Source organism: Pseudomonas sp. No.21 (assembly GCF_054558415.1).
The window spans coordinates 37,006-61,998 of sequence record NZ_BAAJNO010000006.1 but is presented as its reverse complement, the minus strand read 5'-3'; the positions used below and the strand labels follow the sequence as shown (position 1 = coordinate 61,998).

Genomic DNA, 24,993 nt, shown 5'->3' with positions numbered 1-24,993 from the left:
CGGGCTTTTGCTAGTTTTTTGAAATAATTCAATGCATGTTCGGCAATCGATAGTTATGGATAATCGTCGAGTTTCGCCACGCCGGTCCTCAGCGCTGGACGAGGCCAAGTAAGGAGGATCATCGATGTATCTGGCGCTGATTGTCGCGCTGCCCTTCCTGGGCGCACTGCTGCCCCTGTTCGCCGAGCGCCTGGGACGTAACCAGGCGTCGCTCGCCGCTGCCCTGGCACCGCTGGCAGGCCTGGCCCTGCTGCTGACCCAGGCGCCCGGCGTGCTGGCCGGGGAGACCCTGAAGCTGGTCCTGCCCTGGCTGCCCGGCCTGGGCTTGAACTTCAGCCTGCGTCTCGATGGCCTGGGTTTCCTCTTCGCGCTGCTGATCCTCGGCATCGGCCTTCTGGTGATCCTCTACGCCCGCTACTACCTGTCCGAGCGCGAGCCCATCGGGCGCTTCTTCGCCTTCCTGCAGCTGTTCATGGGCGCGATGCTCGGTGTGGTGCTCTCGGAGAACCTGCTGCTGATGCTGGTGTTCTGGGAAGCCACCAGCCTGTCGTCCTTCCTGCTGATCGGCTTCTGGGGCCATCGCTCGGATGCCCGCAAGGGGGCGCGCATGGCGCTGACGGTGACCGGCGCCGGAGGCCTCGCGTTGCTGGCGGGCATCCTGCTGCTGGGCCACGTGGCAGGCAGCTTCGAGCTGAGCGACGTGCTTGCTGCGGGCGACCGCATCCGGGCCCACGCGCTCTATCCGCTGCTGCTGTGCCTGGTGCTGCTGGGCGCGCTGACCAAGTCGGCGCAGTTCCCCTTCCACTTCTGGCTGCCCCACGCGATGGCGGCGCCGACCCCGGTGTCCGCGTACCTGCACTCGGCGACCATGGTCAAGGCCGGCGTCTTCCTCCTTGCGCGGCTCTACCCGGCGCTGGCCGGCACCGACTGGTGGTTCTACCTGGTGAGCATCAGCGGCCTGGCGACCCTGCTGCTGGGCGCGACGATGGCGCTCTTCCAGCATGACCTCAAGGGCCTGCTGGCGTACTCGACCATCAGCCACCTGGGCCTGATCACCCTGCTGTTCGGCCTCGACTCGCCGATGTCCAACGTCGCGGCGGTGTTCCACATCATCAACCACGCCACCTTCAAGGCCTCACTGTTCATGGCCGCCGGGATCATCGACCACGAGACCGGCAGCCGCGACATGCGCCTGATCAACGGCATGTGGCGCTACCTGCCGCACACCGCAGTGCTGGCGATGGTGGCGTCCCTGGCGATGGCCGGGGTGCCGCTGCTCAATGGCTTCCTCAGCAAGGAGATGTTCTTCGGCGAGGCCCTCAGCCAGGACATGGCCGGCGGCCTGCACTGGCTGCTGCCGCTGGGCGCGACCCTGGCGGGCGTGTTCTCCGTGGCCTATTCGCTGCGCTTCGTGCATGACGTGTTCTTCAACGGTGAGCCCAAGCCGCTGCCGAAATTCCCCCCCCATGAGCCGCCGCGCTACATGAAGGTGCCGGTGGAGATCCTCGTCGCGCTTTGCGTGCTGGTGGGCATGGCGCCCAACTTCACCGTGGCGCCGCTGCTCGCCGTGGCCGCCAGTGCCAGCCTGGGGGGCGAGCTGCCCGAGTACAGCCTGGCGATCTGGCACGGCCTCAACCTGCCGCTGGCGATGAGCTGCGTGGCGCTGCTCGGTGGCGTACTGCTCTATGTCGGGCGCAAGCCGCTGTTCCGCTGGTACGCGGGGCTGCCCGACGCCGACGCCAAGCTGGTGTTCGAGGCGGCGATGCAGCGCGTGGTGCGCGGGGCCACCCGCCTGACCGACTGCCTGGAGAACGGCTCGCAACAGCGTTACCTGGCCCTGCTGGTGCTGGCGGCGCTGGTGGTGGTTGGCGTGTCGCTTTGGCCGCTTTCCCACCTGACCGGCTCGCGCCCGCCGATGCCGCTGGATGGCGCCGCCATGGTGGGCATGCTGGTGCTCTCTGCGACTGCAGTGCTGACCGCCGTGTTCCACCGCCAGCGCCTGGTGGCCCTGCTGGTGCTCGGTGTCGGCGGGCTGCTGGTGGCACTGGCCTTCGCCCGTTTCTCCGCCCCCGACCTGGCGTTGACCCAGCTCTCGGTGGAGGTGGTGACCATGGTCCTGCTGATGCTGGCCATGTACTACCTGCCCTCGCGCACGCCCCGTGAAAGCTCGATGACGCGCCGCCTGCGCGACCTGCTGCTGGCACTCGGCGGGGGCGGCGTGGTCGGCGTGCTGGCCTATGCGGTGATGACCCGGCCCTACCAGACCATCGCCGACTTCTTCCTGGAGAACGCCGTGGGCGGTGGCGGTGGACACAACGCGGTGAACGTCATCCTCGTGGATTTCCGTGGCTTCGATACCCTGGGCGAGATCACCGTCCTGGCCATCGCCGCCGTCGGTGTCCACGCGCTGCTTTCCGGCCTGCGCCTGACCAACCCCACCTGCGATCCCCAGGGCCGCAACTGGGCGCGCTCCAGCCGGCCGCTGATCCTCGAGACCCTCTCGCGCCTGCTGCTGCCGCTGGCGCTGCTGGTGTCCGCCTTCATTTTCCTGCGTGGGCACAACCTGCCTGGCGGTGGCTTCATCGCCGGGCTGATCACCGCCTCCGCACTGATCTTGCAATACATCGCCAGCGGCTCGGCCTGGGTCGAGGCGCGTCGGCCGCTGCGCTACCAGCGCCTGGCCGGCGCCGGGGTGATGATCGCCGGCCTCACCGGGCTGGGCAGCCTGGTATTCGGCGCCCCCTTCCTGACCTCGGCCTTCGATCACTTCCACCTGCCGCTGGTGGGTGAGATCGAGCTGGCCACCGCACTGTTCTTCGACCTGGGCGTGTACCTGGCCGTGGTCGGGGCCGTCATGCTGATGCTGGCCGGCCTCGGCAAGCTCAGCCTGCACCCGCCAATCACCGAGGAGATCCACTGATGGAGGCCCTGTTCGCCGTCACCCTTGGGCTGCTCACCGCCAGCGGCATCTACCTGCTGCTGCGTGCTCGCACCTTTCCCGTGGTGCTGGGGCTGACCCTGCTGTCCTACGCCGTCAACCTGTTCCTCTTCGCCATGGGGCGCCTCGCCGGCGACGCCGCGGTGATCGGCAGCGGCGGGCACTACGCCGACCCGCTGCCCCAGGCGCTGGTGCTCACCGCCATCGTCATCGGCTTCGCCATGACCGCCTTCGTGGTGACCCTGGCGCTGCGCGGCGTGGGGGAGCTGGGCAACGACCACGTGGATGGCCGCGCGGACGGGGAGGGGCGATGAGTCACCTGTCCATCCTGCCGATCCTCATCCCGATGTTCGCCGGGGCGCTGCTGCTGATGCTGCCGTCCCTGGAGCGGCTCAAGCGCGGCATCTCGGTCATCGCCACCCTGGCCCTGGTGCCGCTGGCGCTGCTGCTGATGGCCCGCGCCGACGATGGCCAGCTGCAGGTCTACGCCCTGGGGGGCTGGCAACCGCCGTTCGGCATCGTCCTGCTGCTCGATCGCCTCGCCGCGCTGATGCTGCTGGCCACCGCCGTGCTCGGCAGTGCCGTGGTGCTCTATGCGGTGCGTGGCGACGACCGTCGCGGCCTGCGCTTCCACGCGTTGCTGCAACTCCAGTTGCTGGGCATCAACGGCGCCTTCCTGACGGGCGACCTGTTCAACCTCTTCGTGTTCTTCGAGATCATGCTGATCGCCTCCTATGCGCTGCTGTTCCACGGCGGTGGCGCGGAGCGGGTGCGGGCCGGGCTGCACTACGTGGTGCTCAACCTGGTGGGCTCGGCCTTCTTCCTGATCGCGATCGGCGTGCTCTATGGCGTCACCGGCACCCTGAACATGAGCGATCTTTCCATCAAGGTGGCCCAGGCCGATGCCGACAGCGCACCCTTGCTGGCCGCCGCCGGCCTGCTCCTGCTGGTGGTCTTCGCCCTCAAGGCCGCGCTCCTGCCGCTGCACTTCTGGCTGCCGCGTGCCTATTCGGCCGCCAGCGCGCCGGTGGCGGCGCTGTTCGCGATCATGACCAAGGTCGGCGTCTACTCCATCGTGCGCATCTACCTGCTGGTGTTCGGCGCCGGGGCCGGCGCGCTGGCCGATCTCGCCCTCGCCTGGCTCTGGCCCCTGGCCCTGGCGACCATGGCCCTTGCGGCGATCGGCGCCCTCGCTGCCACCCGCCTGCCGGCGCTGGTGGCCTACCTGGTGCTGCTCTCCGCGGGCACGCTGCTGGCCGCCGTCGCGCTGGGCACGCCCGAATCCCTGGCGGCGTCGCTGTTCTACCTGCTGCACAGCACCTGGGTGGCGGGCGGGATGTTCCTGCTCGCCGACCTGATCGCCCGCCAGCGCGGCGACAAGGCCGGCCTGCTGGTGCAGGGCCCGGCGCTGATGAACCCGCACCTGCTGGGGGGCGCCTTCTTCTTCGGCGCCATCGCCGTGGCCGGCCTGCCGCCCTTGTCAGGTTTCATCGGCAAGGTGCTGCTGCTCAAGGCGGTGGCGCCCGGTGTGCAGGCGGCGTTGCTGTGGTCGCTGCTGCTCGGCGGCAGCCTGCTCTGCCTGGTTGCCCTCAGCCGCGCCGGCAGCACGCTGTTCTGGCGAGTGGGCAACGACACGTTGGGCAGCGCCGAGCTGGATCGTGGCCGCCTGCTGGCGACCCTGGCGCTGCTGGCCACCGCCTTGCTGCTGGTGGCCTTCGCCGCGCCGCTTTTGGATTACGTCCAGGCCACCGCCGTGCAGCTGCATGACGTCGACCTCTACCGGCAGGTGAGCCTGCCAGGAGCGACGCCATGATCCGTCGTCTCCTGCCCCATCCGACCATGAGCCTGCTGTTGCTGCTGGTCTGGCTGCTGCTGGTCGACTCGGTCGCCCTCGGCCACTGGCTGCTGGGCGGCCTGCTCGGCGTGGCCATCCCGTTGCTGTGCAACCCGCTGATGATCGAACGCCCCCGGGAATGGCACCCGACCCTGCTGGTGCGTTTCGTGCTGCTGGTGATGTGGGACATCCTGGTGGCCAACTTCCAGGTCGCGCGCCAGACCCTGGGTCCGCTGCACAGGCTGCGCCCGGCCTTCGTCGAGGTGCCCATCGACCTGGACAACGAGATGGCCATCAGCATCCTGGTGTGCGTGGTGTCGCTGACCCCGGGCTCGGTCTCCGCCGACCTCTCGTCGGACCGTCGGACCCTGCTGGTGCACGCCCTCGACGTGCCGGACGAGGCGGCGCTCATCGCCGAGATCAAGTCGCGCTACGAGGCGCCCCTCAAGGAGGTCTTCCCATGCTCGCCTACGTGATCCCCCTGTGCCTGGGGCTGCTGGTAGTGGCCTTGCTGCTGACCCTGGCCCGCCTGGTCCGGGGCCCCTGCCTGCCGGACCGGGTACTGGCGCTGGACACCCTCTACGTCACCGCCATCGCCCTGATCATCCTGCTGGGCATCTGGCAGGGCACCACCCTCTACTTCGAAGTGGCGCTGCTGATCGCCGTGCTCGGCTTCGTCGGCACCGTGGCGGTGGCCAAGTACATGCTGCGAGGAGACGTCATCGAATGAACGCCGCACCGCTGGCCCTCTGGGCCGAGATCCTCATCTCGCTGTTTCTCCTGCTGGGCGCTGCCTTCGTGCTGATCGGCGCCATCGGCCTGTTCCGCCTGCCGGATTTCTTCATGCGCCTGCACGGGCCGACCAAGGCGACCACCCTGGGCGTCGGCAGCCTGGTGGTGGCTTCGCTGATCTACTTCTCGACGACCCGCGAAGGCCTCAGCCTGCACGAGCTGCTGATCAGCCTGTTCCTCTTCATCAGCGCCCCGGTCAGTGCCTACATGCTGGCCAAGGCGGCAGTGCTGCAACAGTTGCCGCTGACGCCCCGCACCCGGGGCAAGCCCTGGGAGCAGTAACAGTTTTATCCCCTTGCTGTGCCTGTCGTGGCGCCGGCCCGGCGCCTAGACTTGTGATTTTCCCGGAGGCAGGCGATGGCGCAGCAAGGTCGTTGGGTGGCGGTCGCCTGCCTGGTTCTGGCCATGGCCTTGTGGGGCAGCTCCTTCATCGCCCTCAAGCTGGCCTTCCGCGAAGTGGCACCCATGTGGGTGATCTTCGCGCGCATGGCATTCGGCAGCCTGGTCTTCCTGCTCGCGTGGCGCTGGCGCGGTGAGTGCGATCCGCGGCCCGGGGACTGGAAATACTTCCTCGGCCTCGCCGCTTGCGAACCCTGCCTGTACTTCATCTTCGAGGCCCTGGCGCTGCAGCACACCAGCGCCGCCCAGGCGGGGATGATCACCGCGCTGCTGCCCCTGCTGGTGGCCGTCGGCGCCTATGTCTTCCTCCGTGAACGCATCACCCGCACCACCCTGGCGGGCTTTCTCCTGGCGGTGGCCGGCGCGGTGTGGCTGAGCCTGGCCGGCGAGGCGGACGCGCACGCCACGGCGCCGTTGCTGGGCAACTTCTACGAATTCCTCGCCATGGTCTGCGCCACCGGCTACACCCTGCTGCTCAAGCATTTGTCGGCGCGCTATTCGGTGTTCCTGCTCACCGCGATGCAGGCGTTCATCGGCGCGCTGTTCTTCCTGCCCGTCGCCGCGTTGACCGCCCCGCTGCCGCAAGCGCCCGGCGCACTGGCCATCGGCTCGATGCTCTACCTGGGCGTGGTGGTGACCGTCGGCGCCTATGGGCTGTACAACTTCGGCGTGGGCCGCCTGCCGGCCAGCCAGGCATCGGGGTTCATCAACCTGATCCCGGTGTTCACCCTGATCTTCGCCATGCTCCTGCTGGACGAGCGCCTCAGCCCCATGCAGCTCGGCGCCGCCGCCCTGGTCTTCGCCGGGGTGGCCCTGAGCCAGTGGCGCAGCGCTCCTCCGGCTCCCGCCGGCATCCTGGACTGAGAGGTCGTCATGCAAGACATCCGTAGCTGGACCCGCGAAGCCCTGCGCATCATCGAGGCGGACTTCCAGCGCAGCGCCGATACCCACCTGATTCCCCTGGAGCTCCCGGGTCTTCCGGGTATCGAGCTGTACTTCAAGGACGAGTCGAGCCACCCCACCGGCAGCCTCAAGCACCGCCTGGCGCGCTCGCTGTTCCTCTATGCGCTGTGTAACGGCCGGCTGAAGCCGGGCGCGCCGGTGATCGAGGCCTCCAGCGGTTCGACGGCGATTTCCGAAGCCTATTTCGCCCGCCTGCTGGGCCTGCCCTTCATCGCCGTGGTGCCGGCCTCCACCTCGCGGGAAAAGATCGCCCAGATCGCCTTCTACGGCGGGCGCAGCCACCTGGTGGACGACCCGACGCAGATCCACGCCGAATCCGAACGCCTGGCCCGCGAAAGCGGCGGCCACTTCATGGACCAGTTCACCTACGCCGAACGGGCCACCGACTGGCGGGCGAACAACAACATCGCCGAGTCGATCTTCCAGCAGCTGCGCCACGAGCATTTCCCCGAGCCCGCCTGGCTGGTCTCCAGCCCCGGCACCGGCGGCACCCTGGCGACCCTGGGCCGCTACGTGCGCTATCGCCAGCATCGCACCCGGGTGTTCTGCGCCGACGCCGAGCGCTCGGTGTTCTTCGATGCCTACCGCAGCGGCGACCGTAGCCTGACCCTGGACTGCGGCTCGCGCATCGAGGGCATCGGCCGGCCACGCGTGGAGGCGTCCTTCCTGCCGGAGGTGATCGACGCCATGGCCAAGGTGCCGGACGCGCTGTCCCTGGCCGCCATGCGCTACCTGGCCCAGCGCCTCGGGCGGCGCGTCGGCGGTTCCAGCGGCACCAACCTGGTGGGCGCGCTACTGGTGGGCCTGCGCATGGTCGCGGCGGGGGAGAAGGGCTCGGTGGTCGCCATCCTCTGCGACGGCGGCGAGCGCTACGCCACCACCTACTACGACGATGCCTGGGTGCAGGCCCAGGGTTACGACCTGGCCCCGCTGATCGCGACCATCGCGGCATGTGCGGAGCAGGGCGTGGCGCTGCCCGACTCCATCCAGCTGGCGGGCCTCTGAGATGACGGCCGGCATCCAGCTGCGCGCCGCCCAGGCGCGGGACATCGACTCGCTCGCCGGCTTCCTCTTCGAGCATGGTCCCAACCCCTGGAACTTCCTGCCCGAAGCGGAGGTGCGCGAGCACCTGGCCGGTATCGCCGAGGGGCGTGTGCAGGCGCACCTGGCCGAGGAGGCGGGACGCCTGGCCGGCTTCGTCACCTTCTATCGGTGCGAGGGCTTCGCCGAGGACCAGGACGCGGCCCGTGGCGACCTGCCCCGCGCCTACATCTGCGAGGCCGTGGTGCACCGTGAACTGGCCGGGCGCGGCCTGGGCTCGCGGTTGCTGGCGGCGGTGGTCGAGCGCCTGGCGGCTCAGGGGGTGGGCGATGTGTTCATCGAGCGGCACGAGGAAAACGCGGGCTCGGCGGGGATGATGCGCAAGGCGGGGTTCCGCGAGGTGCGTACCTTCGATGACCCGGAGCGCCGTGCCACCGGTTCGCGGCGCACGACGCTCTGTCATCTGCGGGTGGGTTGAGGCTCAGCGCTCCAGCCAGGCCAGCATCACGTCGAGCATGCGGTTGGCGAAGGCCCATTCGTTGTCGTACCAGGCCAGCACCTTGACCAGGTCGCCCTGCACGCGGGTGTGGGCGAGGTCCGCCACGCAGGAGACCGGGTGGCCGTTGAAGTCGGTGGAGACCAGCGCCTCCTCGTTGCATTCCATCACCCCGGCGGGCATCCGCGCGGCACCCTCGCGCAGGGCCGCGTTGACCGCCTCGCGGCTGGCCGGGCGTTCGGCGATGAAACTCAGGTCCACCAGCGAGACGTTGGGCGTCGGCACCCGCACCGCCATGCCGTCCAGGCGCCCGGCCAGCTCGGGGATGACCAGGCCGATGGCGCGCGCCGCACCGGTGCCGGTGGGGATCATCGACAGGGCGGCGGCGCGGGCGCGGTAGAGGTCGTCGTGGGTCTTGTCCAGCAGGTTCTGATCGTTGGTGTAGGCGTGCACCGTGGTCACCAAACCGCTGCGGATGCCGAACGCCTGGTGCAGCACCTGGGCCAGGGGGGCCAGGCAGTTGGTGGTGCAGGAGGCGTTGGAAACGATGCGCTGGTCGCCCAGCAGCGCGTGGTTGACGCCGTAGACCAGGGTCAGGTCGGCGCTGTCCAGCGGGTGCGAGAGCAGCACCCGGGGGGCGCCGGCAGCCAGGTGGCGCTCGACCTGCTCACGGCTCTTCATGCGCCCGGAGCACTCCAGCACCAGGTCGAGGCCCAGTTCGCTCCAGGGCAGCCGCACCGGGTCGCGTTCGGCGAGCAGGCGGATCGACTGCAGGCCGATGTCCATGCGGTCGCCGTTCAGCTTCACGGGGCAGGCGAAGCGGCCGAAGGTGGAGTCGAAGCGGGTGAGGTGGGCGAGGGTGGCGGCGTCGCCGAGGTCGTTGATCGCCTCGATCCGCACGCGGGCGTCGAGGCCCCGTTCGAACAGGGCGCGGACCAGGGCGCGGCCGATGCGGCCATATCCGTTCAGTGCGATGCGCAGCATGTCGTTCTCCTTGTGCTTGTCCATGGACAAGCTTAGGAGGTCGTCGCTGATGGCGCGCCCCGGCCGCCCGGTTATGGCGGCCGAGTGTGCAGCGGGAAAGCGGCCCGGCCGGAGTCGGCCGGGCAGGGGTCACTCGTTGCGCGAGCCACCGAAGTAGGCGCAGCCACGCAGGGGCTTGCCGTCCAGGCGCAGTTCGGCGGAGAGATGCTGCACCGAGCCGCTCATGGAGTCGACGCAGCGCTGCGGGGCGACCCAGAGTTCGATGCGCTTTCCGTTGGCTTCGCTGGTGAGGTTGAAGCGGCCGTCGGGCAGTTGCTCTTCCATGTAGGGGAGCGCGACCGGCTCCTGGCCGAGCTGTTCCAGCACCAGGCCCTTGGCGTTGACGTTGACGTTCCACTCCGGCTCGTGGCCGCTGGCGCGCAGCAGCAGGCGCTTGAAGTTCAGGTCCTCGCAGCCGTGGCCTTCGCGTTGCAGGCGATAGAGCTGGGTGACGTCCATCTGGCCGTCGGCGCCCTTGGCGGCGCCGAGGTTGCCGCGCAGGTCGGCGAACAGCGGGCCGGGGCCGTCGTCCAGCAGGGTGGCGGCTTCCTGGAGAATGCCGGTGGCGCCGCTGTCGGCGACCACGAAGCGGCGCTGCTCGGCGCAGGGGCGCAGCAGCAGGCGCCCGGCGTCCACGCTCAGTTCACCCTGGGTACGCGGTGCCAGCGGCGCGGGGGCGTCGTCGGTGGAGAACACCTGGCAGCCGGCGAAGAGGGGGAGCAGACTGAAAAGCAGTGGGCGGACAACGCGCATTCGGGGGGCCTCCTTAAGGAAGCGGCCACGTTACCGGGGCGCATCGACTATCTCAAGGGAGGCGCGATGATCCAGTGCAGGCGGGTCTACGAGGAGCGGCGCGACGACGATGGGCGTCGGGTACTGGTCGACAGGCTGTGGCCACGGGGCTGCCGCAAGGAGGCGCTGGCACTCGACGCCTGGCTGCGCGACGTGGCGCCCTCGACCGCGCTGCGCCGGGACTTTTGCCACGACCCGGCGCTGTTCGATCAATTTCGCCTGCGCTATCGCGACGAGCTCGCGGCCCACCCCGAGCACTGGCAGAGCCTGTTGCAGATGGCCCGGGAAGGCCGGCTGACGCTGCTGTTCGCCGCCAAGGACGAGCAGGCCAACAACGCCCGGGTGCTGGCCGAGTTCCTCGAGGAGGAACTGGACCGCGAAGGCCCGTCCAGCTCGCCGGTGTGCTACGCCGGCGAGGCCTGAGCCCTACCAGACGCGGTACACCTGGCCGGTCTGCGCGCCCTCGGCGCTCTTGGCATAGGCCAGGGCGGCGAGGGCCGCGGGCACGGCCTTGTAGCCCCGGAAGAAGGGGCCGTAGGACGGCAGCGCCTCCTCGATCACCGTGGGGCTGACGCTGTTGATGCGCAGGCCGCGCGGCAGTTCGATGGCGGCGCTTTTCACGAAGCTGTCGATGGCGCCGTTGACCATGCTCGCCGAGGCGCCGGCGCGGATCGGGTCGTCGCTGAGCACGCCCGAGGTGAGGGTGAAGGAGGCGCCGTCGTTGGCGAATTCGCGGCCGATCAGCACCAGGTTCACCTGGCCCATCAGCTTGTCCGCCAGGCCCACGGCGAACTGTGCCTCGCCCATCTCCGCCAGCGCGCCGAAGTGCACCTTGCCGGTGGCGCTGATCAGCGCGTCGAAGCGGCCGGTCTGCTCGAACAGGCGGCGGATCGACGCAGCGTCGCGGATGTCCACCTGGACGTCGCCGCTGCTGTGGCCGACGCGGATGATCTCGTGGCGTGCCTTCAGTTCGTCGTCGATGGCCTGGCCGATGGTGCCGCTGGCGCCGATGAGGATGATCTTCATGGGGGCGATTCCTGTGTGTGTGGATGACTGAAGCCAGTGTAGAGTCGCTTTTGTTGTCGATAATCCAGTCAATCGGAAACCTGTGGTTCTCATATGGAAACAGTGAGGGGCTCTGCATGAGCGAGATGGATGACCTGGCGGCCTTCGCCGTGCTGCTGGAGGTGGGCAGCTTCACCGGCGCCGCCGAGCGCCTGGGGTGCAGCAAGGGGCAGTTGTCCAAGCGCATGCGCCAGCTGGAGCAGGGCCTCGGCGCCACCCTGCTGCACCGCACCACGCGACGGCTGGACCTGACCGCCGCCGGCGCCGCGCTGCTGCCCGAGGCCCAGGCGTTGCTGGCCCAGGCCAACCGGGCACGCCAGGCGGTGCAGCGCCTGCAGGAGGAGATCGCCGGACGGGTGCGCATCACGGTGCCGGTGTCCCTGGGCGAGACCTTCTTCGATGCGCTGTTGCTGGAGTTCACTCGCCGTCATCCCGACGTGCGGGTGGAGCTGGACCTGAGCAACAGCTACCGCGACCTGGTGGGGGAGGGCTATGACCTGGGGGTGCGCTCCGGTCCGCACCTGGACGAGCGCCTGGTGGCGCGGCCGCTGTTCTCCCTGGAGGAGATCACCTGCGCCGCGCCCGCGTACCTGGCCCGCCATGGCGAGCCCCAGGCACCGGCGGACCTGGCCGGGCACCAGTGCCTGCTCAACACTCATTACGCCGGCTTCGAGGAATGGCTCTATCACCGCCAACACCAGCTGGAGCGGGTGAAGGTGGCGGGCAACCTGGCGAGCAACCACTACAGCCTGTTGAAGAAGGCGGCGCTGTCCGGTGCCGGTATCGCCCGCTTGCCGTCCTACATGCTCCATGACGAACTGGCCGACGGCCGCCTGCAGTGGCTGTTGCGTGGCTACCAGACGCGGCAGTCACCGGTGTTCCTCGTGCATCCCTACCAGGGCGGCCTGCCCCGGCGCACCCAGGTGCTGATGGAGTATCTGCTGGACTGGTTCGAGCGCAGCCGCCAGGCGCTGGACAGGTTGGGGCTGTAGAGGGCTCCTGCTCAGCATGGGTTTCGCTGCGCTCTACCCATCCTACGTCTGAGAAACCCAGCGCAGCGGGGCGGGCAGCCTGATGTCGGGCCTCGCTGCGCTCGGCGCCAACCTGCGGTATGGCTCCCGGCCCTTGTTTCCGGCACCAATGAAAACGGCCCCGAAAGGGGCCGTTGTCGTATTGCAGCGGGGATCAGCCGCCCAGGTAGGCGTCGCGCACCTTGGGGTCGGTGAGCAGGGCTTCACCGGTGCCCTGCATGACGATCCGCCCGTTCTCCAGCACGTAGCCGCGATCCGCCAGCTTGAGCGCCTGGTTGGCGTTCTGCTCGACGAGGAACACGGTCACGCCATCACGGCGCAGCTGTTCGATGATGTCGAAGATCTGCTGGATGATGATCGGTGCCAGGCCCAGGGAGGGTTCGTCGAGCAGCAGCAGTTGCGGCTTGCTCATCAGCGCGCGGCCGATGGCGAGCATCTGCTGTTCACCGCCGGACATGGTGCCGGCGCGTTGCTCGAAGCGTTCCTTGAGGCGCGGGAAGAGGCCGAGGATCTTGTCCATCTGCTCGTCGTAGTCACCCTTGGGCGTGAAGAAACCGCCCATGGCCAGGTTCTCCTCGACGGTCAGGCGGGCGAACACGCGGCGGCCTTCCGGCACCACCGCGATGCTCTTGCGCATGATGTCGCTGGATTCCTGGCCGACCAGTTCCTCGCCCAGATAGCGGATGCTGCCGCTGGCCGCGCGCGGCGAGCCGCAGAGGGTCATCAGCAGGGTCGACTTGCCGGCGCCGTTGGCGCCGATCAGGGTGACGATCTCGCCACGGCTGACTTCCATGCTGACCTCGTGCAGCGCCTGGACCTTGCCGTAGAAGGTGGAAACCTTGTCGAAACTCAGCATGGCTCAGGCCTCCCCCAGATAGGCTTTGATCACATCCGGGTTGCTGCGGATCTGCTCCGGCGTACCGTCGGCCAGGGGGGTGCCCTGGTTGATCACGTAGATATGGTCGGAAATGCTCATGACCAGGTGCATGTCGTGCTCGATCAGCAGCACGGTGACGTTGTACTCGTTGCGCAGCAGGGCGATCAGGGCCTTGAGGTCCTCGGTCTCGCGCGGGTTGAGGCCGGCGGCCGGCTCGTCGAGCATGAGGATGCGCGGGCGCGTCATCATGCAGCGGGCGATCTCCAGGCGACGCTGCTGGCCGTAGGCGAGGGTGCCCGCCGGGCGGTTGGCGACGTCGGTCAGGTTGACCTGCTCCAGCCAGTGCGCGGCGTAGTCCATGGCCTCGCGCTCGCTCCTGCGGAAGCCCGGGGTCTTGAACAGGCCGGACAGGAAATTGGTGTTGAGGTGACGATGCTGGGCGACCAGCAGGTTCTCGACAGCGGTCATTTCCTTGAACAGGCGGACGTTCTGGAAGGTACGCACCACGCCCTTGCGGGCGATCTTGTGGCCCGGCAGGCCTTCGATCTGCTCACCGTCGAGGCGGATGCTGCCGCCGGTGGGCTGGTAGAAGCCGGTCAGGCAGTTGAACACGGTGGTCTTGCCGGCGCCGTTCGGGCCGATCATCGAGACCACCTGTTTTTCTTGGACGGACAGTGCCACGCCGTTGACGGCCAGGAGGCCGCCGAAACGCATGGAGAGGCCGCTTACTTCGAGAATCGGGCGGCTCATCACTTCAGCTCCAGGTGGGGACGTTGCATGGGCAGCAGGCCCTGCGGACGCCAGATCATCATCAGCACCATCAGGGCGCCGAACATCAGCATGCGGTACTCGTTGAATTCACGGGCGAGTTCCGGCAGCAGGATCATCACCACCGCAGCGAGGATGATCCCCAGCTGCGAACCCATGCCACCCAGCACGACGATGGCGAGGATGATCGCCGACTCGATGAAGGTGAAGGATTCGGGGGTCACCAGGCCTTGGCGGGCGGCGAAGAAGCTGCCGGCGAAACCGGCGAAGCAGGCGCCCAGGGTGAATGCGGAGAGCTTGATGATGGTGGGGTTCATGCCCAGTGCGCGGCAGGCGATCTCGTCTTCGCGCAGCGCTTCCCAGGCACGGCCGATGGGCATGCGCAGGAGGCGGTTGATCACGAACAGCGTCAGCAGCACCAGCAGCAGGGCGATCAGGTAGAGGAACACCACCTTGTTCACCGAGTTGTAGGCGATGCCGAAGTACTCGTGGAAGGTCTGCATGCCTTCGGCCGCGCGGCGCTCGAAGGAGAGGCCGAACAGGCTGGGCTTCTCGATGTTGCTGATGCCGTTGGGGCCGCCGGTGATCTCGGTGAGGTTGCGCAGCAGGATGCGGATGATCTCGCCGAAGCCGAGGGTCACGATGGCCAGGTAGTCACCGCGCAGGCGCAGCACCGGGAAGCCGAGGATGAAGCCGAAGAAGGCCGCCATCAGGCCGGCGATCGGCAGGCACACCCAGAAGCCCAGGCCGTAGTAGTGCGACAGCAGCGCGTAGCTATAGGCGCCCACGGCGTAGAAGCCGACGTAGCCCAGGTCCAGCAGGCCGGCGAGGCCGACCACGATGTTCAGGCCGAGGCCGAGCATCACGTAGATCAGGATCAGCGTGGCGATGTCCACCGCACCGCGCGAGCCGAAGAACGGCCAGGCGAGGGCGACCACGATCAGGCCGAGGATGATCCAGCGCTGGGTGGAGGGCAGGGTGAGGAAGTTGCTCGCCTTGCTGGAGAGCTTCGGCACCTTCGGCGCGCTGTCCCAGGCGCCCATCAGGCGGGTGCGGAACAGCTGCCAGAAGAACATGGCGATGGCGCAGCCGGCGATGGTCCAGAGCACGGCGGGGCTCGCGCCCTGTACCTGCAGGCTGATGCCCACGGTGCTGAGCTTCAGGCCCAGGACCGGGTAGGCGACGGCCAAGACCAGCAGCGCGCTGAAGAACGCGGTCTTGAGGGATTTCTGGCTGATCATACTTTTTCGACCTCCGGACGACCGAGGATGCCGGTGGGTCGGAACAGCAGCACCAGGACCAGCAGGCTGAAGGCCACGACGTCCTTGTACTGGTCACCGAAGATGTCGGCGCCGAAGGCTTCGGCCACGCCCAGGACCAGGCCGCCGAGCATGGCGCCCGGGATGCTGCCGATGCCGCCGAGTACCGCGGCGGTGAAGGCCTTGATGCCGGCGAGGAAGCCCAGGTGCGGGTTGATCACGCCGTACTGCATGCCCAGCAGCACCGCGGCGACGGCGGCCAGGGTGGCGCCGATGACGAAGGTGAGGGCGATGATGTTGTTGGTGTTGATCCCCAGCAGGTTGGCCATGCGGATGTCTTCCGCGCAGGCGCGGCAGGCACGGCCCAGGCGCGAGCGGGAGATGAACAGGGTGAGGCCCATCATCACCAGGAAGGTGACGACGAAGATCAGCACCTGCATGTACGAGATGGTGACCCCGTTCATGGTGCTTTCGCCGAACACGAAGTTCCCCGGGATCAGGTTGGGAATCGCCTTGTCCTTGGAATCCTGCGCGAGCAGGACCTCGTTCTGCAGGAATATCGACATGCCGATGGCGGAGATCAGCGGGATCAGGCGGTTGCTGCCGCGCAGCGGCCGGTAGGCGACCCGTTCGATGCTGTAGCCGTAGGCACTGGCGACGATGATGCTCGCGGAGAAGGCCGCGATCATGACGATGGGCAGACTGTCGATACCGAACATGGTGAGTCCGGCGATTACGATGAAGGCCACGTACGAGCCAATCATGTAAACCTCGCCATGGGCGAAGTTGATCATGCCGATGATGCCGTAGACCATGGTGTAGCCGATGGCGATCAGGGCATAGGTGCTGCCAACGGTCAGGCCGTTAACCAGCTGTTGCAGGTAGTGATAGAGATCAGGCATTCCCCAACTCCTCGGGCATCACGTAAAGCGGCGCTTGTGGCGCAGCGGAGCCCGCAAATCTCGAATAAACAAAGCCCACTGCTCTCGCAGTGGGCTCTGGGCTAAGGCGGGAAGCTTATTTGGCTTCGGTTTTGGTGCCGTCCTTGTGCCATTCGTAAACCACGAAGCTGAAGTCCTTCAGATCGCCCTTCTCGTCGAAGGAGAGGTTGCCGGTGGGGGTGGCGAAGCTGTTGGCGCGCAGGGCTGCGGCCACTTTGGCGGTGTCGTCCTCGCCGGCTTTCTTGATGCCTTCGGCAATCACTTGCACGGCGGCGTAGGCCGGGAACACGAACGGGCCGGTGGGGTCTTCGTTCTTGGCCTTGAAGGCGTCAACCAGGGCCTGGTTCTTCGGATCCTGGTCGAAGGACTTCGGCAGGGTGACCAGCAGGCCTTCGGAGGCCGGGCCGGCGATGGCCGAGATTTCCTTGTTGCCCACGCCTTCCGGACCCATGAAGCGGGCCTTCAGGCCTTTTTCAGCCGACTGGCGCAGCAGCAGGCCCAGTTCCGGGTGGTAGCCGCCGTAGTAGACGAAGTCGACGTTGGCCTGCTTCAGCTTGGCGATCAGGGCGGAGAAGTCCTTGTCGCCGGCGTTGATGCCTTCGAACAGGGCGACCTTGCCGCCCTTGGCTTCCAGGGTCTGCTTCACGGCCGTGGCGATGCCTTCGCCGTACTGCTGCTTGTCGTGGATGACGGCGACGGTCTTCGGCTTGATGTGGTCAGCGATGAAGTTGCCGGCGGTCGGGCCTTGCAGGCTGTCCAGGCCGATGGTGCGGAAGACCAGCTGGTAGCCACGGGAGGTGATTTCCGGGCTGGTGGACGCCGCGGTGATCATCAGGATGCCTTCGTCTTCATAGATGTCGGAGGCGGGCTGGGTGGAGCTGGAGCACAGGTGGCCGACGACGTACTTCACGCCATCGTTGACGATCTTGTTGGCTACGGCGACCGCTTGTTTCGGGTCGCAGGCGTCGTCGTACACCACGCCTTCCAGTTGAGCGCCGTTCACGCCGCCAGCCTTGTTGATCTGCTCGATCGCCATCTTGGCGCCGATGAATTGCATCTCACCGTACTGGGCGACAGCACCCGTTACCGGGCCGGCCAGGGCGATCTTGATGGTGTCGGCGGCTACGGAGTAGCTGGCAACACCGGCGAGGGCCATGGCGGCGAACAGTTTGGAAATCTGCTTGGTAGCCTTGTTCATAGTGCTCCACTCTTATGTTTTTCGTTGTTTTTGTCCTGATTGCCTACAGGACAGGGTCCTTTTTCCACCCCGCCATATCCCGCGGCAACTGTACCGGTACAGTGTAGAGTGCCGATTTGCGGCTTGAAAAGCCGACACATGGGGGGTGAATGTTCCTATGTCGCTTAATCACAACAAACGTATAGAAAAACGGCGTGCCCCGATTGGAGCAGGAAGCGTCTGGCTGGACTTGTGAACAAGACGGCAGGCGTTGGTTATCATTGCCCGCCCTGCAACCGTTACTTTCCCACTCAGAGCAAGCCATGAACGATTCCTCAAGCACCCTCTATGCCAAGCTGCTTGGCGAGACCGCCGCCATCACCTGGGAGGAGCTGCAGCCCTTCTTCGCACGGGGCGCGCTGCTCTGGGTCGAGGGCGCCGAGGACCTGGTCGGCGTGGCCCTGGCCGTGGCCGAGGACGACAAGCCCAAGGTTGCCGAGCTGCTGGGCCGTGGTGCGCTGAGCAAGGTCGAGGAGACCCGCGCCCAGGACCTGCTGGCGCGCGATCCCAAGCTCTGGGCCGTGGTGGTCGCCCCCTGGGTGCTGATCCAGGAGCGTGACGAGGCGCCGACCCGGCACTGATCGAAGGGAGTCCTGCGGCGCTCCTGCCGGTCCAGGCGGCTGCGACCGAAGCCTGCCTTCCCCTCGGGAGTGCCTCCCTGTTCAAGCCCGGCCACCTGCATCGCAGCGACCTCCTGGCCTGTCCGGCCAGCCCGGATTCACCTCGATCTCCCTTGCCAGGCCCGCCATGACGAGCAGGAGGGCACGCTGTTGCTGTTCCGCCTGCTGGGGGAGGTCGACGGCGAGCGTTTCGAGGAGGGTTTCGCGTTGCGCCGCGATGCCGCCTTCGACTTCGCCAGCGTCGTGTCGCGCATCGCCATGAAGCATGGCCGGCCTCCGGATGCCGGCCCCATCCTGCGTGACCACGAGGCGTTCGATGCGATGTTCGAAGACGTCCGTGGGCCATTACAGGTCGAGCCGGGCGAGCCGGTGGACCTCGATCGCCTGCACAAGGACGGGCGTTGAGCATTTCGGTGCCCTGATCTGGGGCATGGTGTTACCGGGTGCTCGATGGTGGTGCGCGATCCGGCTTCCCGGGAGACGTGCACAGCCTGACCGTTGGGTTTAGATTGGGCACCCGTTTTCCGGAGCCCACCTGCATGACCCTTCCCAGCATCGCCTTCGCCGGCATCGGCCTGATGGGCCTGCCGATGACCCGTCGCCTGCTCGCCGCCGGCTACCCGCTGTCGGTGTGGAACCGCAGCGCCGAGAAATGCGCCCCCCTCCAAGCCTTGTGCGCACGCCGTGTGGACAGCCCCGCTGCACTCTGCGCGCAGGCCGATATCGTCATGCTCTGCCTGGCCGATACGGCCGTGGTGCGCGAGGTGGTCTTCGGCCCGGGCGGCATCGTCGAAGGTGCGCGGCCCGGGCAGTTGCTGGTGGATTTCTCCAGCCTGGAGCCGGCGGCCACCCGGGAGATGGCGGCCGAACTCGAGCGCCGCACCGGCATGCGCTGGGTGGATGCACCGGTTTCCGGCGGCACGCCGGGTGCCGAGGCAGGCACCCTGGCGATCATGGCCGGCGGTCGGGAGGAGGATGTGGAGCGCGTGCGCCCGATACTGGCCCATCTCGGCCAGCGATTGACGCGCATGGGCGAGGTCGGTGCCGGCCAGGTGACCAAGGTGTGCAACCAGATGATCGTCGCGTGCAACGCCCTGGTGATCGCCGAAGTGGTGGCGCTCGCGGAAAGGTCCGGCGTCGACGCCAGCCTGCTGGCCCCCGCGCTCGCGGGTGGTTTCGCCGATTCCAGGCCGCTGCAGATCCTCGCGCCGCAGATGGCCGAGAGCCGCTTCGAACCGATCAAGTGGCACGTGCGCACCCTGCTCAAGGACCTGGACACCGCCGTCAAGCTGTCCCGCGAGGAGGGCAGCGCCACCCCCATGAGCGGCCTGGCCGCGCAACTGATGCGCCTGCACGGCAGCCAGGGCAACCTGGCGCGTGATCCCGCGACGCTGGTGGAGATGTACCGCGAGGAGCAGCCATGAAGATCGCCGCCAACCTCTCCATGCTGTTCACCGAGCTGCCGCTGATCGAACGCATCGGCGCCGCCGCCGCTGCGGGCTTCGGGGCGGTGGAAATCCAGTTTCCCTACGAATTGCCGGCCGGCGAGCTCAAGGCCGCACTGGACCAGGCCGGCCTGCCGCTGCTGCTGATCAACCTGCCCGCCGCCGACCTGCTGCAGGGCGGCCCGGGCCTGGCGGCGGTGCCGGCGCGCCAGGACGCGTTCGATGCCGCGCTGCGCCAGGCCTACGCCTACGCGGCGGTGGTCAACCCGCTGTTCGTCAACGTGCTGCCTGGCCGCCTGGTCGAGGGGCTCGACCGCGAGACGGCCCTGGCGACCCTGGAGGCGAACCTGCGCAAGGCCGCCGACACCCTCCATCCGCTGGGCATCCGGGTGCTGGTCGAAGCCATCAACCCGATCGACATGCCGGGCTTCCTGATCAATACGCCGGAGCACCTGGATGAACTGCTGCGTGCCGTAGGCCGGCCGAACGTCGCCGCGCAGTTCGACCTGTACCACATGGCCCGCCAGGAGCTGGACGTGGTCGCCGGCATCCGCCTGCTGGCGGGGTCCATCGCCCATGTGCAGTTCGCCGATTGCCCCGGCCGTGCCGAGCCGGGCTCGGGCTCGGTGGATTTCCCGCCCCTGCTCGATGCGCTGGTGGAGAGTGGCTACGCCGGCTGGCTGGCCGCCGAGTACCGGCCGGGCAAGCCGACCGGGGAGAGCCTGGGCTGGCTGCCCGCATTCAAGGCGCGCTGAGGGCGTGAGGCGGTCGGACGGGCGTCACGCCCATGGAGGGGGGTGGTTCCCGTCCGGCTTCCATCATTCGGCGGCAGTGTTGGATTGTCCTACATAACGCTTGCGAATGTTCGCAGACAGGACACGGCCGCAAGGTCTAGATTGCGGCTTACAAGCCTGGCAGGCGGTTTGCCAGGCAGATAACAACAATCGAGACCGACCCCATGCAGCCTTTGCAGCCTTCCCCCCAGGCGGCGAACGCCTGGCGCGTTCTGTTCCTGCTGTTCCTTGCCAACCTGTTCAACTTCTTCGACCGCACCATCCCGGCCATCATCATCGAGCCGGTGCGCCACGAGTGGAGCCTGAGCGACTTCCAGCTCGGCCTGATCGGTACCGCCTTCACCCTCGTCTACGCCATCGCCGGCCTGCCGCTCGGGCGCATGGCCGACACCGGTTCGCGCAAGAAGATCATGGGCTGGGGCCTGGCGGTGTGGAGTGGCCTCACGGCGGTCAACGCCCTGGCGTGGAATTTCTGGAGCTTCCTGCTGATCCGCATGGGCGTAGGCATCGGTGAGGCCAGCTACGCGCCGGCCGCCAACTCGCTGATCGGTGACCTGTTCCCGGCCAACAAGCGCGCCCGCGCCATGGGCATCTTCATGCTCGGCCTGCCGCTGGGCCTGGTGCTGGCCTTCTTCACCATCGGCGCCATGGTCCAGGCCTTCGGCAGCTGGCGTGCGCCCTTCGTCATCGCCGCGATCCCGGGGCTGATCCTGGCGCTGTTCATGTTCTTCATCAAGGAACCGGCCCGGGGGGCCGCGGAATCGGTCAAGGTCGACCTCTCGCCCGTGGACAAGCCGCTGCGGCGGGTCCTGGCGATCCGCACCTTCTGGTGGCTGACCCTGGCCGGCCTCACCTTCAACTTCGCCACCTATGCCTGCAACTCCTTCATGGTGCCGATGCTGCAGCGCTACTTCCTGCTGCCGCTGCAGAGCGCGGCCGTGGCCACCGGGGTGATCTGCGGGGTCACCGGGCTGATCGGCCTGACCGTCGGTGGCTGGCTGGCCGACAAGGCCCACGAGAAGTCCGAGCGTGGCCGCCTGCTGCTGGCCACCGGCAGCATGCTGGTCGCCACCCTCGCCACCGGTTTCGCGTTGTTCTCCGGGCGCATCGAGATCGGTCTCTTCGTCGGTGTGTTCAGCATCGGCTGGCTGTTCGCCTACACCTTCTATACCTGCGTCTACACCGCCATCCAGGACGTGATCGAGCCGCGCCTGCGGGCCACGGCAATGGCGCTGTTCTTCGCCGGCCTCTACCTGCTCGGCGGTGGCCTCGGCCCGGTGGTGGTGGGGCTCCTGTCCGACCACTTCGCCCACGCCGCGATGTACGCCGCCGGCGCCAGCGAGATGACCGAGCAGTTCAAGGCCATCGGCCTGCACGACGCCATGTACCTGATTCCCGTGGCCCTGGGCCTGACCATGCTGGCGCTGCTCCAGGCCGCCCGCTGCTTCGGCCGCGATGCCCGCAGCATGCGCGCGGGGCTGGAGACGGGCAGCGTCAATGCGGTGCCGGCCTGAGGCCTATGTCTTGTGGATAAGGGCGGCGTTCCCTGAATGCCGTCTAGCCGGCGTGGGAGCGAATTCATTCGCGATGAACCCTGGCGCAGGGCCCTTCCTGTAACTCCGCTCGATGGGTTTCGCTTCGCTCTACCCATCCTACGAGATGACCAGCCTACAGGCGCCGAAGCGGTTATGTAGGGCAAAGAAAAAGCGCGCCGAAGCGCGCTTTTTCATTTCCCGCGAACCTCGGTCAACCCGCTACCAGCACGCGGATTGCCTCCAGGCGCAGGGCGGCTTTTTCCATCAGCGCCAGGCCGTCGTCGCGCTGCTTGCGCAGGGCGTCGATCTCGCTGTCGCGAACGCTGGGGTTGACGGCCTTGAGGGCGGTCATGCGCGCCAGTTCCTCGTCCAGCTCGGCGCTCAGGCGCTTCACGGCATCGGCCACGCGGGCTTCGTGACGCGGGCGGATTTTCGCTTCGGCGGCGTGGATCTGTGCCGAGAGCACATCGCGCTGGGCCTGGACGAACTTGTTGGCGCTGCCGCGCGGCACGCTTTCCAGCTGGTCGTTGAGGGTGTCGAACGCCACCTTGCTGGCCAGGTCGTTGCCGTTGGCGTCGAGCAGGCAGCGCAGCGCCGCCGGCGGCAGGTAGCGGCCCAGTTGCAGGGAGCGGGGGGCCACCACTTCGCTGACGTAGAGCAGCTCGAGCAGCACGGTGCCGGGTTTGAGCGCCTTGTTCTTGATCAGCGCCACCGAGGTGTTGCCCATGGAGCCGGACAGCACCAGGTCCATGCCGCCCTGCACCATGGGGTGTTCCCAGGTGAGGAACTGCATGTCCTCGCGGGACAGCGCCTGGTTGCGGTCATAGGTGATGGTCACGCCTTCGTCGTCGCCCAGGGGGAAGCCGGCGTCGAGCATCTTCTCGCCCGGCTTGAGCACCAGGGCGTTCTCGGAGTGGTCCTCGCTGTCGATGCCGAAGGCGTCGAACAGGGCCTCCATATAGATGGGCAGGGCGAACTGGTCGTCCTGCTCGTGGATCGCCTCCACCAGCGCCTGGCCTTCGCCGGCACCGCCGGAGTTGAGCTCCAGCAGGCGGTCGCGGCCGGCGTGCAGCTCGCCTTCCAGGCGCTTGCGCTCGGCTTCGGCCTCGTCCACCAGGGCCTGCCATTCGCCGTCGTCGCCGCCGTCCAGCAGCGGCAGCAGGCGCGGGCCGAACTGGTGCTGCAGGGCGTTGCCGGTGGGGCAGGTGGCGAGGAAGGCGTTGAGTGCCTGGTTGTACCACTGGAACAGGCGCTCCTGCGGGCTGGTTTCCAGGTAGGGCACGTGCAGCTGGATGGTGTGCTTCTGGCCGATGCGGTCGAGGCGGCCGATGCGCTGTTCCAGCAGGTCCGGGTGGGCCGGCAGGTCGAACAGCACCAGGTGATGGGCGAACTGGAAGTTGCGGCCTTCGCTGCCGATCTCGGAGCAGATCAGCACCTGGGCGCCGAATTCCTCGTCGGCGAAGTAGGCGGCGGCGCGGTCGCGCTCGAGGATGCTCATGCCTTCGTGGAACACGGTGGCGGGGATGCCGGAACGCACGCGCAGGGCGTCTTCCAGGTCCAGCGCGGTCTCGGCGTGGGCACAGATGACCAGCACCTTGAACTTCTTGAGCATCTTCAGGGTGTCGATCAGCCATTCGACGCGCGGGTCGAAGCGCCACCAGCGCTCGGCCTCGTCACCGTTTTCCTGCTGCGCCTGGAAGCTGACTTCCGGGTACAGGTCGGGGTGTTCGCCCACCGGCAGCTCCATGTATTCCACGGGGTTCGGCAGCGGGTAGGGGTGCAGGTTGCGCTCGGGGAAGCCCTGCACCGCAGCGCGGGTGTTGCGGAACAGCAGGCGGCCGGTGCCGTGGCGGTCCAGCAGCTCGCGCACCAGGCGTGCGGCGGCCTCGCTGTCGCCATCGGCGACGGCGGCCAGCAGGGCTTCGCCTTCGGCGCCGAGGAAGCCGGAGATGGTGGCGTGGGCGTCGGGTGACAGGCGGCCCTGGTCCAGCAGCTCCTGCACGGCTTCGGCGATGGGCTTGTAGTTGGCGCTTTCGGCACGGAAGGCTTCCAGGTCATGGAAGCGCGCCGGATCGAGCAGGCGCAGGCGGGCGAAGTGGCTGTCCTGGCCAAGCTGCTCCGGGGTGGCGGTGAGCAGCAGCACGCCGGGGATGACCTCGGCCAGTTGCTCGACCAGGCAGTATTCGTCGCTGGCCTGCTCCGGGTGCCAGACCAGGTGGTGGGCTTCGTCGACCACCAGCAGGTCCCAGCCGGCGGCGAAGGCGGCATCCTGGGCCTTCTCGCTGTCCTTCAGCCACTCCAGGGATACCAGCGCCAGCTGCGCGTCCTCGAAGGGGTTGCTGGCGTCGCTCTCGAGGAAGCGCTCGCCGTCGAACAGCGCGACCTGCAGGTTGAAGCGGCGGCGCATTTCCACCAGCCACTGGTGCTGGAGGTTCTCCGGTACCAGGATCAGCACGCGGTTGGCGCGGCCGGACAGCAGCTGGCGGTGGATCACCAGGCCCGCTTCGATGGTCTTGCCCAGGCCCACTTCGTCGGCCAGCAGGACGCGCGGGGCGATGCGGTCGGCCACCTCACGGGCGATGTGCAACTGGTGGGCGATGGGTTGCGCGCGGGCGCCGCCGAGGCCCCAGAGCGGGGACTGCAGCAGGCGGCTCTGGTGCTCCAGGGTGTGATAGCGCAGGCCGAACCAGTTCATCGGGTCGATCTGGCCGGCGAACAGGCGATCGCTGGCCAGGCGGAACTGGATGAAGTTGGAGAGCTGGGTCTCCGGCAGGGTGCGTTCTTCGTGCTGCGCAGTGAGGCCGTGGTAGATCAGCAGGCCGTCGATGTCGTCGACTTCCTGGACGGTGAGCTTCCAGCCGTCGAAATGGGTGATCTCGTCACCCGGGGCGAAGCGGACGCGGGTCAGGGGCGCATTGCGCAGGGCGTACTGGCGGGTTTCGCCCGTGGCCGGGTAGAGCACTGTGAGCAGGCGTCCATCCGATGCCAGGATGGTCCCGAGCCCCAGTTCCGCTTCGCTGTCACTGATCCAGCGTTGCCCCGGTTGGTACTGCTGCGCCATGCGTCTCTCCCACCATGCAAAAAAGCCGGCAAGTTTAACGGAACGCGGTGCCAAGAGCGACGGGACTTGCGCTCCATATGTC

At 67.7% G+C, this 24,993-nt stretch carries 25 protein-coding genes; 16 read left to right on the top strand and 9 right to left on the bottom strand.

Annotated elements, in window-relative coordinates; all coding sequences use genetic code 11:
- Positions 1–124: 124 nt before the first annotated feature.
- From ACYJSS_RS13405 to ACYJSS_RS13365, 9 genes are all read left to right on the top strand, one after another.
- A complete protein-coding gene (locus tag ACYJSS_RS13405) occupies positions 125–2,920 on the top strand; it encodes a monovalent cation/H+ antiporter subunit A (protein ID WP_236204677.1) in 2,796 nt (931 codons plus the stop codon).
- On the top strand, positions 2,920–3,252 hold the full coding sequence (locus tag ACYJSS_RS13400; RefSeq protein WP_111260583.1) for a Na+/H+ antiporter subunit C: 333 nt from the start codon (positions 2,920–2,922) through the stop codon (positions 3,250–3,252). The genes ACYJSS_RS13405 and ACYJSS_RS13400 overlap by 1 nt, the downstream gene beginning before the upstream one ends.
- Positions 3,249–4,751: a monovalent cation/H+ antiporter subunit D gene (locus tag ACYJSS_RS13395; protein ID WP_236204676.1), complete on the top strand. Its 1,503-nt coding sequence runs from the start codon at positions 3,249–3,251 to the stop codon at positions 4,749–4,751. The genes ACYJSS_RS13400 and ACYJSS_RS13395 overlap by 4 nt, the downstream gene beginning before the upstream one ends.
- Positions 4,748–5,248 carry a Na+/H+ antiporter subunit E gene (locus tag ACYJSS_RS13390; protein WP_111260585.1) on the top strand — a complete coding sequence of 167 codons (501 nt, stop codon included), beginning with the start codon at positions 4,748–4,750 and terminating at the stop codon, positions 5,246–5,248. The genes ACYJSS_RS13395 and ACYJSS_RS13390 overlap by 4 nt, the downstream gene beginning before the upstream one ends.
- Positions 5,233–5,502 carry a K+/H+ antiporter subunit F gene (locus ACYJSS_RS13385; protein WP_111260586.1) on the top strand — a complete coding sequence of 90 codons (270 nt, stop codon included), beginning with the start codon at positions 5,233–5,235 and terminating at the stop codon, positions 5,500–5,502. Before ACYJSS_RS13390 ends, ACYJSS_RS13385 begins: the two co-directional genes overlap by 16 nt.
- Positions 5,499–5,846 carry a Na+/H+ antiporter subunit G gene (locus tag ACYJSS_RS13380; protein ID WP_111260587.1) on the top strand — a complete coding sequence of 116 codons (348 nt, stop codon included), beginning with the start codon at positions 5,499–5,501 and terminating at the stop codon, positions 5,844–5,846. The genes ACYJSS_RS13385 and ACYJSS_RS13380 overlap by 4 nt, the downstream gene beginning before the upstream one ends.
- 75 nt (positions 5,847–5,921) lie before the next feature.
- Positions 5,922–6,827, top strand: coding sequence for a DMT family transporter (locus ACYJSS_RS13375; RefSeq protein ID WP_236204675.1), 906 nt, complete (start codon positions 5,922–5,924; stop codon positions 6,825–6,827).
- Between the two features lie 9 nt (positions 6,828–6,836).
- Positions 6,837–7,931, top strand: coding sequence for a PLP-dependent cysteine synthase family protein (locus tag ACYJSS_RS13370; RefSeq protein WP_111260589.1), 1,095 nt, complete (start codon positions 6,837–6,839; stop codon positions 7,929–7,931).
- Position 7,932: 1 nt separating this feature from the next.
- Positions 7,933–8,445, top strand: coding sequence for a GNAT family N-acetyltransferase (locus ACYJSS_RS13365; RefSeq protein ID WP_236204674.1), 513 nt, complete (start codon positions 7,933–7,935; stop codon positions 8,443–8,445).
- Positions 8,446–8,448: 3 nt separating this feature from the next.
- Here ACYJSS_RS13365 and gap read toward each other — a convergent pair whose 3' ends face one another.
- Together gap and ACYJSS_RS13355 are read right to left on the bottom strand one after the other, a co-directional pair.
- Complete coding sequence (gene gap / locus ACYJSS_RS13360; protein WP_236204673.1) at positions 8,449–9,447, bottom strand: type I glyceraldehyde-3-phosphate dehydrogenase; 999 nt, start codon at positions 9,445–9,447, stop codon at positions 8,449–8,451.
- A 129-nt stretch (positions 9,448–9,576) separates the two neighbouring features.
- On the bottom strand, positions 9,577–10,239 hold the full coding sequence (locus ACYJSS_RS13355) for a COG3650 family protein (RefSeq protein ID WP_236204672.1): 663 nt from the start codon (positions 10,237–10,239) through the stop codon (positions 9,577–9,579).
- 66 nt (positions 10,240–10,305) lie between these two features.
- Here ACYJSS_RS13355 and ACYJSS_RS13350 point away from each other — a divergent pair, with 66 nt between their 5' ends.
- Positions 10,306–10,701 carry a DUF488 domain-containing protein gene (locus tag ACYJSS_RS13350; protein ID WP_236204671.1) on the top strand — a complete coding sequence of 132 codons (396 nt, stop codon included), beginning with the start codon at positions 10,306–10,308 and terminating at the stop codon, positions 10,699–10,701.
- 3 nt (positions 10,702–10,704) lie between these two features.
- Here ACYJSS_RS13350 and ACYJSS_RS13345 read toward each other — a convergent pair whose 3' ends face one another.
- Positions 10,705–11,304 (bottom strand): short chain dehydrogenase, encoded by a 600-nt coding sequence (locus ACYJSS_RS13345; RefSeq protein ID WP_236204670.1) that lies wholly within the window; start codon positions 11,302–11,304, stop codon positions 10,705–10,707.
- A 116-nt stretch (positions 11,305–11,420) separates the two neighbouring features.
- Here ACYJSS_RS13345 and ACYJSS_RS13340 point away from each other — a divergent pair, with 116 nt between their 5' ends.
- Positions 11,421–12,335, top strand: coding sequence for a LysR family transcriptional regulator (locus ACYJSS_RS13340; protein WP_111260594.1), 915 nt, complete (start codon positions 11,421–11,423; stop codon positions 12,333–12,335).
- 193 nt (positions 12,336–12,528) lie between these two features.
- On the opposite strand, the gene ACYJSS_RS13335 is transcribed toward ACYJSS_RS13340, so the two are convergent.
- The 5 genes from ACYJSS_RS13335 to ACYJSS_RS13315 form a co-directional block, all read right to left on the bottom strand.
- Complete coding sequence (locus ACYJSS_RS13335; RefSeq protein ID WP_043242782.1) at positions 12,529–13,230, bottom strand: ABC transporter ATP-binding protein; 702 nt, start codon at positions 13,228–13,230, stop codon at positions 12,529–12,531.
- 3 nt (positions 13,231–13,233) lie between these two features.
- On the bottom strand, positions 13,234–14,001 hold the full coding sequence (gene livG / locus ACYJSS_RS13330) for a high-affinity branched-chain amino acid ABC transporter ATP-binding protein LivG (protein ID WP_111260595.1): 768 nt from the start codon (positions 13,999–14,001) through the stop codon (positions 13,234–13,236).
- Positions 14,001–15,260 (bottom strand): high-affinity branched-chain amino acid ABC transporter permease LivM, encoded by a 1,260-nt coding sequence (locus tag ACYJSS_RS13325; RefSeq protein ID WP_111260596.1) that lies wholly within the window; start codon positions 15,258–15,260, stop codon positions 14,001–14,003. The genes livG and ACYJSS_RS13325 overlap by 1 nt, the downstream gene beginning before the upstream one ends.
- Complete coding sequence (gene livH / locus ACYJSS_RS13320) at positions 15,257–16,180, bottom strand: high-affinity branched-chain amino acid ABC transporter permease LivH (RefSeq protein ID WP_111260597.1); 924 nt, start codon at positions 16,178–16,180, stop codon at positions 15,257–15,259. The genes ACYJSS_RS13325 and livH overlap by 4 nt, the downstream gene beginning before the upstream one ends.
- A gap of 115 nt (positions 16,181–16,295) precedes the next feature.
- On the bottom strand, positions 16,296–17,417 hold the full coding sequence (locus tag ACYJSS_RS13315) for a branched-chain amino acid ABC transporter substrate-binding protein (RefSeq protein ID WP_021219241.1): 1,122 nt from the start codon (positions 17,415–17,417) through the stop codon (positions 16,296–16,298).
- Positions 17,418–17,719: 302 nt separating this feature from the next.
- On the opposite strand from ACYJSS_RS13315, the gene ACYJSS_RS13310 reads away from it, so the two are divergent.
- The 5 genes from ACYJSS_RS13310 to ACYJSS_RS13290 all read left to right on the top strand — a co-directional run bounded on the left by ACYJSS_RS13310 (position 17,720) and on the right by ACYJSS_RS13290 (position 21,829).
- Entirely contained in the window at positions 17,720–18,037 is a 318-nt protein-coding gene (locus ACYJSS_RS13310; RefSeq protein ID WP_111260598.1) for a DUF2288 domain-containing protein, read from the top strand.
- Between the two features lie 189 nt (positions 18,038–18,226).
- Positions 18,227–18,481, top strand: coding sequence for a DUF5064 family protein (locus tag ACYJSS_RS13305; protein WP_236204669.1), 255 nt, complete (start codon positions 18,227–18,229; stop codon positions 18,479–18,481).
- Positions 18,482–18,615: 134 nt separating this feature from the next.
- Positions 18,616–19,500 (top strand): NAD(P)-dependent oxidoreductase, encoded by an 885-nt coding sequence (locus ACYJSS_RS13300; RefSeq protein ID WP_111260599.1) that lies wholly within the window; start codon positions 18,616–18,618, stop codon positions 19,498–19,500.
- The gene (locus ACYJSS_RS13295; RefSeq protein WP_111260600.1) at positions 19,497–20,276 is read left to right on the top strand and encodes a hydroxypyruvate isomerase family protein; all 780 of its coding nucleotides are present in this window, start codon (positions 19,497–19,499) and stop codon (positions 20,274–20,276) included. Before ACYJSS_RS13300 ends, ACYJSS_RS13295 begins: the two co-directional genes overlap by 4 nt.
- 212 nt (positions 20,277–20,488) lie before the next feature.
- Positions 20,489–21,829 carry a spinster family MFS transporter gene (locus tag ACYJSS_RS13290; RefSeq protein WP_236204784.1) on the top strand — a complete coding sequence of 447 codons (1,341 nt, stop codon included), beginning with the start codon at positions 20,489–20,491 and terminating at the stop codon, positions 21,827–21,829.
- Positions 21,830–22,061: 232 nt separating this feature from the next.
- Here the strand turns inward: ACYJSS_RS13290 and rapA are convergent, their stop codons facing one another.
- The gene (gene rapA, locus ACYJSS_RS13285; RefSeq protein ID WP_111260601.1) at positions 22,062–24,911 is read right to left on the bottom strand and encodes an RNA polymerase-associated protein RapA; all 2,850 of its coding nucleotides are present in this window, start codon (positions 24,909–24,911) and stop codon (positions 22,062–22,064) included.
- Positions 24,912–24,993 lie beyond the last annotated feature (82 nt).